Origin of the sequence: Clostridioides sp. ZZV15-6597 (genome assembly GCF_020657815.1) — a bacterium.
Taxonomy (GTDB): domain Bacteria; phylum Bacillota; class Clostridia; order Peptostreptococcales; family Peptostreptococcaceae; genus Clostridioides.
On the sequence record NZ_JAGWCT010000005.1, the window covers coordinates 38033 to 51255 of the forward strand.

At 28.6% G+C, this 13223-nt stretch carries 11 protein-coding genes; all 11 read left to right on the forward strand.

The window, feature by feature from the left end; translation table 11 throughout:
- The first annotated feature begins 3 nt into the window (after positions 1-3).
- On the forward strand, positions 4-1212 hold the full coding sequence (locus KGF52_RS02255; RefSeq protein WP_227829108.1) for a type II secretion system F family protein: 1209 nt from the start codon (positions 4-6) through the stop codon (positions 1210-1212).
- A 15-nt stretch (positions 1213-1227) separates the two neighbouring features.
- Positions 1228-2934 carry a hypothetical protein gene (locus KGF52_RS02260; RefSeq protein ID WP_227839013.1) on the forward strand — a complete coding sequence of 569 codons (1707 nt, stop codon included), beginning with the start codon at positions 1228-1230 and terminating at the stop codon, positions 2932-2934.
- Positions 2927-3835 carry a type 4a pilus biogenesis protein PilO gene (gene pilO / locus KGF52_RS02265; RefSeq protein ID WP_227839014.1) on the forward strand — a complete coding sequence of 303 codons (909 nt, stop codon included), beginning with the start codon at positions 2927-2929 and terminating at the stop codon, positions 3833-3835. Before KGF52_RS02260 ends, pilO begins: the two co-directional genes overlap by 8 nt.
- 26 nt (positions 3836-3861) lie before the next feature.
- Complete coding sequence (locus KGF52_RS02270; RefSeq protein WP_227839033.1) at positions 3862-4428, forward strand: prepilin-type N-terminal cleavage/methylation domain-containing protein; 567 nt, start codon at positions 3862-3864, stop codon at positions 4426-4428.
- A 38-nt stretch (positions 4429-4466) separates the two neighbouring features.
- The gene (locus KGF52_RS02275; RefSeq protein ID WP_227839015.1) at positions 4467-4994 is read left to right on the forward strand and encodes a prepilin-type N-terminal cleavage/methylation domain-containing protein; all 528 of its coding nucleotides are present in this window, start codon (positions 4467-4469) and stop codon (positions 4992-4994) included.
- A 20-nt stretch (positions 4995-5014) separates the two neighbouring features.
- Positions 5015-6526, forward strand: coding sequence for a hypothetical protein (locus tag KGF52_RS02280; RefSeq protein ID WP_227839016.1), 1512 nt, complete (start codon positions 5015-5017; stop codon positions 6524-6526).
- 105 nt (positions 6527-6631) lie between these two features.
- A complete protein-coding gene (locus KGF52_RS02285) occupies positions 6632-7714 on the forward strand; it encodes a type IV pilus twitching motility protein PilT (protein ID WP_227829102.1) in 1083 nt (360 codons plus the stop codon).
- Positions 7695-8477 (forward strand): A24 family peptidase, encoded by a 783-nt coding sequence (locus tag KGF52_RS02290; RefSeq protein WP_227839017.1) that lies wholly within the window; start codon positions 7695-7697, stop codon positions 8475-8477. Before KGF52_RS02285 ends, KGF52_RS02290 begins: the two co-directional genes overlap by 20 nt.
- Before the next feature lie 102 nt (positions 8478-8579).
- Entirely contained in the window at positions 8580-9230 is a 651-nt protein-coding gene (locus KGF52_RS02295; protein ID WP_227839018.1) for a prepilin peptidase, read from the forward strand.
- A gap of 13 nt (positions 9231-9243) precedes the next feature.
- Positions 9244-9804: an aminoacyl-tRNA hydrolase gene (gene pth, locus KGF52_RS02300; protein WP_227839019.1), complete on the forward strand. Its 561-nt coding sequence runs from the start codon at positions 9244-9246 to the stop codon at positions 9802-9804.
- 16 nt (positions 9805-9820) lie between these two features.
- Positions 9821-13207, forward strand: a complete 3387-nt coding sequence (gene mfd / locus KGF52_RS02305; RefSeq protein ID WP_227829099.1) for a transcription-repair coupling factor — start codon at positions 9821-9823, stop codon at positions 13205-13207.
- Positions 13208-13223 lie beyond the last annotated feature (16 nt).

Here is a 13223-nt window from a genome sequence, read left to right on the forward strand (position 1 = left end):
ATTATGAAAAGTTTTAAGTATACAATAATAAAAGAGGATGGGAAAAAGCAAACTGATGTGATTGAAGCTAATGATTTTAATGAAGCTAAAAGTCTTCTTAGAAAAAGAAATCTTAGAGTTCTTGAAATCAAAGAAAGTAAAAGTAAAAATATAAATATATCTTCTAGAAAGAGAAGAAAAGACTTAGGGGCTGACCAGATAAGCCACTTTTGCAGACAGTTTGCTATTATAGTGTCTTCTGGTATAAATAGTATTTCTGGATTAGAAACATTAGCAGGAAGGTCAACTAATGTTACATTAAGAGAAGAAATAAATCGTATAGTAGCAGAGATAAAAGTAGGTTCTACTATTGCTGATTCAATGCTTGCACCAAAGTCGAAGTTTCCAAAGTTACTTGGTGCCATGGTAGCTACAGGTGAAGCTACAGGTAAACTAGATGAAGTATTAAAAAGTATGGCTTCATTTTATTCCAGTGAGCATAGAGTTAAGCAAAAACTTAGAAATGCGGCTACATATCCATTAATAGTTTTGATTTCTTCATTTATAATGATTTTTATATTTACAGCATTTATGGTACCTAAGATGATTAATTCAATTACAACAGTAGGTGCTACTCTTCCACTTATAACAAGGATTGTTATGGGATTTGGTACGTTTATGAAGACATTTTGGCCAATAGTACTTTTAGCTATTATATTGTCTATTTACCAATTTAAGAAGTATCTAAAAACACCAGTTGGTAGAGCTCAAAAGGATAGAGTTATAAATAAAATTCCTGTTTTGGGAAAAGGGATAAACTGCATGGTGGCTACACGATTTTCAAGAGCATTGTATCTATTTGTATCAACAGGATATCCATTAGTACAAGGGCTTGATTATATCATAGATAGTGTAAATAATACTATGGCAGAAAAGATTTTAACATCAGCAAAAGATGGAATAACAAGAGGTGAAGGTCTAGCAGAAAACTTACAAAGATATACGTATTTTGATTCAGTTTTAGTGCAGATGATAGCAATAGGGGAGCAGACAGGGGAATTAGAGAACATAAGTAGACAGATGGCCGAATTCTATGAATATGAATCCGAAATTTATCTAAATAGAATGGCATCAATGATAGAACCTGTTTTAATAATTGCAGTTGGTATTATAGTTGCGGTACTGGTTGTATCAATATTCATGCCAATGCTTAGTATATATGATGCTATGTAGGAGGGAAAACAACAAATGAATAAGGTTTATGTATCATATTATGGGGATTCTATATCCATAGTTGAAGGCAGATACAAACATGATAAAGATAAGTTTTATATAAAAAACTTTAATGTATTTTCAATAGAGGATATTGCTCAAGATTTTTCTAAAGAAAAGTATGCTCTATTGAGATATGCATTAGAAAATGTAAAGTTAAAATCAAAACACATAGTGTTTTGTTTGAATACGAGAGATGTAATTCTAAAACCTCAAAAGTTGCCTAAGATGGATAAAAAAGATTTAGATGGATTTATGAAGCTAGAAATGGATGAAATGATGGCTTTAGAATCAGATGAGTATGTATTTTCATATGAAGTATCTAGTGAGATATCTGATAGGTCAGAAGGAGAAGAGGCTAGTTTAAATCTGATTATTGGAGCTATAAAAAAGGAAGAAATAAATGCAATTGTAGATATAATACATGAATTTGATTTGGTATTGGATAGAATAGATACATTATCAACGGCCTATTTAAGAATTCTCAAGAACTTAGATTACAATGATATAATGGTGACAAATATAAGCGATAATAGCACAATTATAAACATATATAAAAAAGATACTTTATTTATTAGTGATAATATACCGATAAGAATAACTGCTAAAGATATGGAAATGCAATTATTAAATGTGGTCGAAGAGTCAAAAGGACTTATGAATTACTATTCGTCAAGAAACTTTGGTAAGGTAACAGATACTATATTGATATTGGGGAAAAGGTACTCTAATAAATTAATTTATGAGGCTTTTAGTTCTGCATTTTCAAACTATGTTTCTCAAGGTCTTACAGAGATAATGGATATAGCTGATATGGTATCTGGTGATATAGATGAAGATGATATAAATTCAATTGTAGAACTTTTAGGTTGTATGATAGAGCCTAAAGGTAAAAAAGATTTTGAAAATATAAATTTTCTACCAATGGATATACTCAGAAAACAAATGAAAGCTAAACAAATAAAAAGTGTAATGAAGATAGCGCCCGTAGTTGTTTTAGTGGTTTCTATTCCATATTTATGTTTAATTTTTTCAAACAGTTTAGCTAATAAAGAACTTGAAAATGTAAATGATGAAATAAGGAATATTGAATCTGCTTACTATCAAATTGGAAATATAGAAAAAATGATACAAAGTAAAACAGAAGAAATAAAGGTATATGATATGTTAATTGGGAAAAAGGTTAAATGGGAAAATCTATTAGATGATATAGATAAAAATACTCCAAGTAGGGTTGAACTGACAAGCTTATCAACAACATATCAAGGAGTAGGAACAACTAATAAAACTGAAAGCTCAGACAACAGTAAAACTAATACAAATAATGATGAAGCTAAAACAAGTACAAATACAAAAAGTAATAATAATGAAAGTAAAAATAGTAATGACTTAAATGAAGATAAAACTGTAAATGTGGCAGAGGCGTTAAATGGTAATGAGGAGTCTGATAGTAATACAGAAGCAGATGATAAGACTCCATTATATGATAAGATACCAAATGTTTTGAATATAGATGGAAATGCTAAGGATTCTTCTTATGTAGGGCAATTTTTATATAAATTAAAGGGATTGTATTATTTTGAGGATGTTAAACTGCATAGTATAAAAAGCAATGGAGAGGATTCCAACTATACATTTAATATGACATTATACCTGAAAGAAGGTGTATTGACTAATGAATAAGGACATATTTAAAAAAGATATAAAAGATATATTTAAAATGGAAGTTAGTCTAAAGGGAATTCTTATAAAAGTTGTAATTTTACTTGCTATTTTATCCTATGGATATTTTGGACTTTATCCACAATATGAGAAATATGTTTCTACGAAAAATTCTGTAAAACAAGCTACACAAAAATTAAATACATATAAAGAGAAAACAGCTCTTATGCCAAAATATGAAAAACAACTTAAAAATATTGAGAATGAATTAAATGAAAAAAGTAAAAATCTATTATATGATATGCAAGATGGTCTGTTTCTAATTGGTTTAGACAAGAAAATGAAAACATATAATATTGACTTAACTAGCTATGATGTTGGAAACATTAGAGAATATGAACATTTTTATGGAATATCAACAACAATAAGTGTTAGAGGGGACTATAGAAATGTTAAAAAATTGATGGCTTATTTAGAAGAACAAAAAAATGTTACTCAGATATTAGACTATACTATGACTTCATATATAGAACCAGAAAAAGAAGAGCAAGAGACAACAAATAATAAAGATCTAATAAAAAATGTGAACATAAATAAAGATACAAAAATATATTGGGTAGAAGGCGAAGATAAATGGCATTTATATAATGACTGTCCATTGATAAAAGAGGGAGAAATTCTTAAGAATGACAAACTTTTAGATAGGTCAACAAGTTATCTATGTAATACATGTGTACTTAGAGCTGCAACAGAAAAAGAAACAAAAAAAGAAGTAGCGACTCCAGAAGCAGAAGGTGTAGTAGAGGCTACGTTTAAATTTATAATGTATACGAAAGAAAATACTACAATGGTACTTGATACAGATAATCCATCTTCATGGAGACCAGGAAAATATAATCCATTTAAATCTAGTGCAAAATAAAACCAAAGAGGTTTTAAAGATAGGTGATGAGCTTGTACAAAAACAATGAAAAAGGTCTTACTTTATTAGAAATAATAGTGGCTGTATTTATATTGACTATAGTTTTAAGCATTTCTTATAAAGTATTTAATGGTATAACATCAGCAGTAAAAAAACAACAAATCATTACAGATGCTCAAGTAAATATTAATTTAATTAATAAATATTTAAATAGAGACTTAGAAAACTGTAAGGATGTAACAAAGAACAGTTCAGGTAGCGGTTATGAATATAATATAGAAACTCCAGAGAATACAGTGGAGTATGAAGTATCTATAGAGACCAAAAACAATACAGGAGTATACTCTGTAACAAGAATCCAAGAAAATACCACTAATATTGAAGATGCGCTTAGAGAAGAAATAATCTCTAATCAACCATTAGTTCAAAACAATAAAGAAATGAAGGAAACACCATTTAAAATAGAAAAACAAGCTGATAAATCTATTTATACGGTAAGTGTATATTATAATGAATCAGCTCAAGAAGGCCAGAAAAGCAGTAACTTAAATAATAAGACTTATACATTTGATGTTATGTCAAGAATTGGGTAAATGGGAATTTATTTAAAAAATAAGTAGGTTGATAAAATATGGGTAAAAAGAGTAATGAAAAAGGATTTTCTTTAATTGAAGTATTAGTAGCTATGGCGATTATGGGAATTATATTATTTGCATTTTTTAATATTATCAATACTAATGAAAAGGCCAACACTAAAAATGAAGCAGATATAAGTTCCTTAAATTATGTTCAAAGTGAAATAGAGAATTTAAGAGAGAAAATAAAAAGTGGAACATTTGATTTTGACAGTATAGATAAGCGAGAAGATGGAATGGTGGAATATGAAAAATTAATAGATAAATCAAATAAAGTTGTATATGATAAAGTACTTAACAAGGATGATGTGAGCTTGTATGATACTCCATATAAAGAGATTACAACAATAGAAGATAAAGATGGCAATATAATTGACAAGGAAAGTATTACAAACAAAGTAAAGGTTATTGTAGAGGATAAAAGTGGTCAAATATACAAAATAACTGCAACAGGGAAAAGCATGAATGACTATTCAAGTAAAAAAGAAGTTAAAATTGTAACTGAAATATTTAAAGATAAATAATTTTACTTGGGGGTGAGATTTTGAGGAAGTGGAATAAGATAAAAAACGAAAGAGGAGCGGCGTTAGTTTTAGTTTTGGTTGTAGTAGCATTGCTTTCTATTGTTGGGGTGACATTTTCAAATCAAATAGCTAATAGAATAAAGTCTACAAAGACTACTAATGAGGGTATACAGGCCAAGTATTTAGCAGAGACATGTGTGGAAAATAGTGTTGATAAAGCATATGAAAAGTTGTATGATGAGCTTGAAAAAATAGATAATGAGTTTAAAAAAGATAACAATAAGGAAAACAAGGTAACTTCAAGAACAGTATCAAATGAGAATAAAGAGGAAAATCTTGAAGAAATACAACTTAATTATATGAATAATATAAAATATTATCTAGCTACAGCTTGTAAAGAGTTAGAGAAAGCAAGAGATGAACTAATAGAAGTAGAAAAATTAGGTATTATGCAAGATGGTGATGCGAATATGGTTCACTCTTCTATTGATTCAAATAAAAAATTTATATTAGCGTTGGGTGAGAAATACAATACTGGTGATATTTCTAATATAACACGACAAAAATTAGAATCAGATATTGATAATATGGTTAATTATGAATCAAAGCTTTTAGGAAATGATATGATGTTTAAATTCTTTTTAGAAGATGGTAATGTTGAGAAAGATGAACATATTGATAATGCGTTTATACACACATATAAAGCTTTGGATAAAATTTCTTTAGCTATACAAAATATGAATGAATATAGGCATACGATATTTCATCGTAATTCGTCAAAAGTAGAAGTTTTAGATGAAATTCCAAATCAAACACAATATTTAGAATTGATACAAAGGGATTTGATTGATAGAAATTGGAGTAAATGTTGGGATGAATTGAATGAATATATAGAAGAAATTCCAAATAGAAGCAAAGAATTAAATGATTTGAGAGCTAAATTATTTGATAATGTACAAAAGTTTGAAGTTCTAAGTTTAAATATATCTAAAGGAGAAAAAAATACATCAGAAAATTATGTACAATACAAGAATCTATTATATGAAATTATAGAGCAGTTTAATAAAATCAAAATTGAAATGTACAGAGAGCTACCTTCAAATTTTGATGCATTTGGATTAAGTGAAACTTTGAAACAACTTCAAAGAGAAACACTGACAGAGATAAAATGTAGAATAAAAGAACTAAAACCTCAAGAGGTGGCTAAAACAGAAGATATATCTTTAAAAATACCTTTTTATAAAGCTGAATATGATGCGACAAAAGAAGATTGGTTAAATCTAATTGAGAATGGATATAGCACAGAGATGAAATTTACAGTTACTGGAGATAAAAATGGAATAACTGAGATAGAACCAGAGAAAATCGAAAAAATCATTCCTGGATTAGGTGAGGAAGTAAATTCAAATTCAAAATATAAAGTTCAGGCAACTGTAAACTTTAAAATCAAGAAAAATGAGTCAGATAACGATAATATAAAAGATATAATTTCAATTAGTCATGACATAAGTTCATATAAAAAAATAAACTAGATACAAATAAAAGATAATTTAGTGTAAATTAAGTAATAAAATAACCTTATGTATTTATTACTAAAAAAGTAAGTAAACTAATAGAAGATATGGAGAATAAATATTATGTATATTTATGATTTATTAGAACAAGGTATAAGATTGAACGCATCAGATATACACATAACAGTTGGTACAAATCCTGTAGCTAGAGTCAAAGGAGGATTTGTAAAGCTAAGTGAACAAATCTTGACACCAGAGATAACAATGCAAATGGCCAAAGACATAGCTGGGGAATCTATGTTTAAAGTAATAGAAGAACATGGAGAAGCTGACTTTTCAGCTTCTCTAAAAACTGGAGAAAGATTTAGGGTAAATTCCTATAGACAAAAAGGAAATTATGCAATAGCAATAAGAACTATAACAGCAGAAATACCAACTTTTGAGAAACTAGGACTTCCAGAAAACATAAAATCCTTTACTGAAAGACATAAAGGATTAGTTTTAGTTACAGGGCCTACAGGAAGTGGTAAAAGTACGACACTTGCAAGTATGATAAATATAATAAATGAAACACAACAAAAACATATAATTACACTAGAAGACCCAATAGAGTATGTCCATCACCATAAACAAAGTTTAGTAAACCAAAGAGAAGTAGGAACTGATACAGAAAGTTTTCACTCAGCTCTTAGAGCTATTTTACGTCAAGACCCAGATGTAATTCTAATAGGGGAAATGAGAGACCCGGAGACTGTGTCAATAGCATTAACAGCCGCAGAAACAGGACATCTAGTATTTTCAACACTACATACAGTTGGTGCTGCTAAGACAATAGACAGAATAGTGGACATGTTCCAGCCAGCTCAACAACAACAAATAAAAACTCAATTGTCTACAGTTTGTGAAGGAGTAGTATCACAACAATTACTTCCTACATCAGATGGGAAAGGTAGGATAGCTGCAATTGAATTGATGTTTGCAACACCAGCAATAAAAAACCTAATAAGAGAAGGAAAAACATATCAAATTCCAAATATGATACAAACTGGAGTTAAAGCAGGTATGAAAACTATGGATCAAGATTTGATGGAACTTTATAAAAATGGAAAGATTACAAAAGATATGGCACTTAGTAGATGTACCGACCAAGAATTTATGACTAGAATGATAGGTGGCGTAAATTATAATGGAAATTATAGTCGTTAATTTATATGTATTTGTAGTTGGGATAGTATTTGGAAGTTTCTTTAATGTTTGTATTTTTAGGATTCCAGAAGGTATATCTATCTCTAGCCCCCCATCTCATTGTATGAGTTGCAATACTAGACTAAAACCTATGGACTTAATACCAGTTTTTAGCTATTTAATGAGCGGTAGAAAATGTAGGTATTGTGGTGAGAAAATTTCTAGCAGATATGCTATAGTAGAGTTAATTACAGGAATTTTATTTTTAACAGTGTTTATAGTTTATGGAATATCTATATCGACTATTTATTATTTGGTTCTTGTATCTTTATTAATTGTAATAACATTTATAGATATTGACCACTTTATAATACCAGATAGGATACTAGTTTTTGGAGCTATATTTGCTATAATTTTTAATCTCCTACTAAAAGAAGTTTCAATTAAAGATTCAATTATAGGTGCTTTTGTATGTGGAGGAAGTGTTTGGCTTATAGTAGTTCTAATTGAATTTATAATAAAAAAAGAATGCATGGGTGGAGGAGATATTAAACTATTCGCAATGTTAGGCTTATATATGGGTACTAAAAATGGTCTTTTAACAGCTTTACTGAGTGTTTATGTAGGAGCAGTATATGGAATTTGTGTGATAGTTTTTAGTAAGATAAAGGGAAAGAAATACAATTCTGTTATACCTTATGGGCCATTTATATCAATTGGAGCATTGATAACAATTTTATTTGGAAGACAATTACTTGAATTTTACTTTTCTATACTTATGTAGATGATAGTTAAATTTAATGTAATTTTAATTTTTATAAAAGTGAATTAAAGTAATCAATAAGGACAATATTATTATTAACCCTACTACAGAGTACTGTAGACTATGGAGTATATAATAATAATTTCCTTATTTTTTGCATATTTGATAAATAAATCCTTATATATTTTTTGTGATGGAGTAAAGAAAAATTCGTATAATATGCTTTTTATTTACATAGTAACTGTAGTTTTATCTGTATTAATATATCTAAAATTTGGGATTAGTGCAGAATGTGTACAATACATAGTATTAATTCCATTTTTAATAATTATATCTATTATAGACTGCTACACAATATATGTATATGATATAACAATAGTTAGTGGTATAATAGTTCAAGGTGTAATTTTTTTAATCTTTTGCAATATAGTACAAATTGACTATATAAGTCATATATTTGGACTGGCAATAGGTTTTATTATACCTTATATTATTGCTAAATTTACAAAAGGATTAGGCTATGGAGATGTAGGTCTCTATAGCTTATGTTGCTTTGCATTGGGAAATAATTATGGATTTTATGTGATAGTTTTATCATTTATTTTAGCATTTTTATTTTTTGTTATTTTATATGGAATTAAAATTTTTAAAAATATAAATATCAAAAAACAAATTCCTTTTACACCATTTATTTCTCTAGCGACAATTATAATAATATTTACAGAGTATAATATATTTGATTTTTATTATAGTTTGTTATATAAATTTCTATAACAGGAGGTAAAAAATGTACGTAGTAGTAGGGTTAGGAAATCCAGGAAAAAAATACGAAAAGACTAGACATAACGTTGGATTTGATGTCATAGATATTCTTGCAAAAGAATACAACATTAGTGTTACTAAAATAAAACACAAAGCTTTAATTGGCGAAGGTAGAGTAGGTACTGAAAAAGTATTACTAGTAAAACCACAAACTTATATGAATTTAAGTGGAGAAACATTAATAGATATATATAAATATTATAAGGTAGATTTAAATACTATAGTAGTAGTGTATGATGATATAGATTTAGATGTTGGAAAGATACGCATAAGAAAAAAAGGAAGTGGTGGTACTCATAATGGAATGAAATCTATAACGAAGTGTTTAGGTTCAAATGATTTCCCAAGAGTAAGAGTAGGTGTATCTAAGCCAGAAGTTGGCCAAGACTTAGCAGATTTTGTACTTTCTAGATTTAGAAAAGAAGAATCTGATAATATAAATGAAGCACTAGAAAAAGCGGCGTGTGCTGTTGACTCAATAATAAGAGAAAATATAGACATGTCTATGAATAAATACAATGGATAGTGAGAGGGAGATTTAAATGAATGATGTTTTTTTATATCCTTTGCAGAACTCAAAAGAGTATAAAGATATAATAAACTGCATAAAAAATACAAAAGGCTCATTATTGGTTAATGGACTTTTGCCAGTACAAAAACCTCATATATCATATTCTATGTTTAATGATTTGTCACGACAAATGATTTTTATCACAAGTAGTGATTTAGAAGCAAAAAAAGTATATGAAGATTTAAATTTTTATGTTGGGGATAAAGTCGAATATTTAGGATTTCAAGATATTTACTTTTATCATTTAGATGCAAAGGACAGAAACGAAGAAGCAAAAAAATTAAAGGTATTATTAAAACTAGCAAAGAAAGAAAAAATAATTTTAGTAACTTCTATTGAAGCAGTTTTAAGAAAATATATACCAAAACAAGTTTTACTTGATAGTGTATCTCATTACAAAGTGGGGGATAGTTTAGATTTAGAAAAATTAACTGAGAAGTTAGTTTCCTTAGGATATGAAAGAGTTTCAAAAATAGAGGGGTTTGGTCAATTTAGTATAAGAGGTGGAATTATTGACGTATTCTCACTTGAGTATACAAATCCGATTCGTATGGAATTATTTGATGATGAGATAGATTCCATACGAACTTTTGACGTATTTTCTCAAAAATCAATTGATAAGTTACAACAGTTCTCTATAACTCCTTCAAGAGAATTTATTTATCCAGAAAAAACTACAGATGCATTAGTTAGGTTAAAAAAGGAAACAACTAAAAATACTGATGAAGGAACCTTTCAAAATATAGAATATATATCAAGTAAGACTTATTTTGAAGGTGTAGAAAACTATATAGATTATATCTATCCAGAAGAAAACAAAAGTATATTTACTTATCTAGCAGATGATGCAATAGTATTTATCAATGATATAACAAGACTTAAGGAAAGATGTGAAAATTACTTAAATGAGTTTAGAGAAAATTACAAACTAAACCTTGAAAGAGGTTTGGCTGTTAAAAATCAAGGAAAACTATTATACCATTATACAGATTTGGAGTACCTAGTAAAAGACAAGTCTGTGGTCTTGAATTCACTATTACCAAAGTCTATAAATAACTTTTCTGTAAAATCCATAATAAATTTTGAAAGTAGAGAAGTACCTACATTTAATGGAAAAGTAGACTTACTTGTAGAAGAATTAAATCGGCTGAAATACAATGGTTATAAAATAATTTTGGCTACAAATACATTGGAAAGAGCAAATAAATTAGGAAAAGATTTATTGGATAAAGGCTTAGAAACGACTGTTTCTAAAGATAGAGATATTGAAATTAAATCTTCTCAAATTGTAATTGTACCTGCACATATAAATAGTGGTTTTCAGTATAAATCTATAAAATTTGTTGTTATAACAGATAATGAAATGATAGGTGTTTATAAAAGAGCCTCTAAGACTAGTAATAAAAAAGCCAAAAAAGGAAAGAAGATAGAGTCATTTTTAGATTTAAGCGTTGGAGATTATGTAGTACATGAAAATAGTGGTGTAGGTAGATACACAGGAATTGAACAGATTACAGTTAATGCAATCAAAAAAGATTACATGAAAATAGTTTACCAAGGTGGAGATAATTTATATGTACCAATAGACCAGATGGATAAAGTACAAAAATATATTGGTGCAGAGGTAGAAAAAGTTAAGTTAAATAAGCTTGGAACCAATGAGTGGACAAAGGCAAAGGCAAAAGTCAAAAAAGAAATTGAAGATATGACAAAAGACTTAATTGAACTCTATGCAAAACGTGAAAAGATACAAGGGTATAAGTTTTCAAAAGATACACCTTGGCAGGCAGAGTTTGAATCATTGTTTCCATATCAAGAAACAGAAGACCAATTAAAAGCAATAGAGGAAACTAAAAAGGATATGGAATCAAGTAAAGTAATGGATAGACTTGTCTGTGGAGACGTTGGCTATGGGAAAACAGAAGTAGCAATTAGAAGCATTTTTAAGGCATGTATGGACCAAAAACAGGTTGCAGTATTAGTTCCAACAACAATACTGGCTCAACAACATTACAATACATTTAAAGAAAGGTTTGAAAATTATCCTTTGAGAGTGGAAGTTTTAAGTAGATTCAAGACTCCAAAACAACAAAAGCAGATTATTGAAGATGCTAAAAAAGGGTTAGTAGATATTCTAATTGGTACTCATAGAATAATATCTAAAGATATAAATTTACCAAACTTGGGTCTTGTAGTTATTGATGAGGAGCAAAGATTTGGTGTAAAGCACAAAGAAGCTTTAAAGAAAATTAAATCTACAGTAGATGTGCTTACACTTTCAGCAACTCCTATACCAAGAACTCTACATATGTCTTTAAGTGGGATAAGAGATATGAGTGTTATAGAAGAACCCCCACAAGAAAGACATCCTGTAATAACATATGTTACTGAGAGTAAGGAAAGCGTAATTCAAGATGAAATAGAAAGAGAATTAAGTAGAGGTGGACAGGTATTCTTTGTATACAATCGAGTTGAGCATATTGAAGAAATGGCAAGTATGATTCAAAAGCTTGTCCCAGATGCTAGAGTAGCTGTTGCACATGGAAGAATGACTTCTAAATCACTAGAAAATATAATCTTAGGATTTTTAAATAAAGACTATGATGTGCTAGTATGTACTACAATAATAGAAACAGGTATGGATATATCCAATGCAAATACTATGATTATATACGATGCAGATAAAATGGGATTAGCTCAGTTATATCAGTTAAGAGGTAGGGTTGGAAGAAGTTCCAGACAAGGATATGCCTATCTCATGTATGAAAAAGATAAGACTTTAAGTGAAATAGCAGAAAAAAGATTAAAGGCTATTAGGGAATTTACAGAATTTGGCTCAGGTTTTAAAATAGCGATGAGAGACCTTGAAATCAGAGGGGCTGGAAATATTTTAGGTTCTCAACAACATGGTCATATGGCAGTTATAGGCTATGATTTATATGTCAAAATGCTTAATGATGCAATTAAAAAGGTTAAAGGTGAGCCTATTGTTGAAGAAATTGATGTTGAAATAGATTTAAGTGTAAATGCATATATTCCAGACAATTATATTAAGGATGAATTGATTAAGATTGAAATGTATAAGAAAATTGCTTCTATTGAAAATAGGGAAGATATGTTGGATATACAAGAAGAACTTGAAGATAGATTCTCTGATATACCTAAACCAGTACAAACACTACTTACAATAGCTTATATAAAATCGTTGTGTAAGATATTAAAAATAGAAAAAATTAGACAAGTAAAAGATGAAATATTATTAGTTCCAATAACAAAGTATAGAACTAAACAAAAAATAGGTTATAATATAGTTACAGAATTAGAAGAACTGTTAGAAAAAATGTGCAAGGTCAAATAACTTGTAAATTTAAGAA

What these genes read in the sequence shown, in the direction of transcription:
- mfd (WP_227829099.1), top strand. Translation starts at nt 9,821, where the DNA reads ATGAATGATGTTTTTTTATATCCTTTGCAGAACTCAAAAGAGTATAAA.
- KGF52_RS02295 (WP_227839018.1), top strand. Translation starts at nt 8,580, where the DNA reads ATGGAGTATATAATAATAATTTCCTTATTTTTTGCATATTTGATAAAT.
- KGF52_RS02255 (WP_227829108.1), top strand. Translation starts at nt 4, where the DNA reads ATGAAAAGTTTTAAGTATACAATAATAAAAGAGGATGGGAAAAAGCAA.
- KGF52_RS02285 (WP_227829102.1), top strand. Translation starts at nt 6,632, where the DNA reads ATGTATATTTATGATTTATTAGAACAAGGTATAAGATTGAACGCATCA.
- KGF52_RS02275 (WP_227839015.1), top strand. Translation starts at nt 4,467, where the DNA reads ATGGGTAAAAAGAGTAATGAAAAAGGATTTTCTTTAATTGAAGTATTA.
- pilO (WP_227839014.1), top strand. Translation starts at nt 2,927, where the DNA reads ATGAATAAGGACATATTTAAAAAAGATATAAAAGATATATTTAAAATG.
- KGF52_RS02260 (WP_227839013.1), top strand. Translation starts at nt 1,228, where the DNA reads ATGAATAAGGTTTATGTATCATATTATGGGGATTCTATATCCATAGTT.
- KGF52_RS02270 (WP_227839033.1), top strand. Translation starts at nt 3,862, where the DNA reads ATGAGCTTGTACAAAAACAATGAAAAAGGTCTTACTTTATTAGAAATA.
- pth (WP_227839019.1), top strand. Translation starts at nt 9,244, where the DNA reads ATGTACGTAGTAGTAGGGTTAGGAAATCCAGGAAAAAAATACGAAAAG.
- KGF52_RS02290 (WP_227839017.1), top strand. Translation starts at nt 7,695, where the DNA reads ATGGAAATTATAGTCGTTAATTTATATGTATTTGTAGTTGGGATAGTA.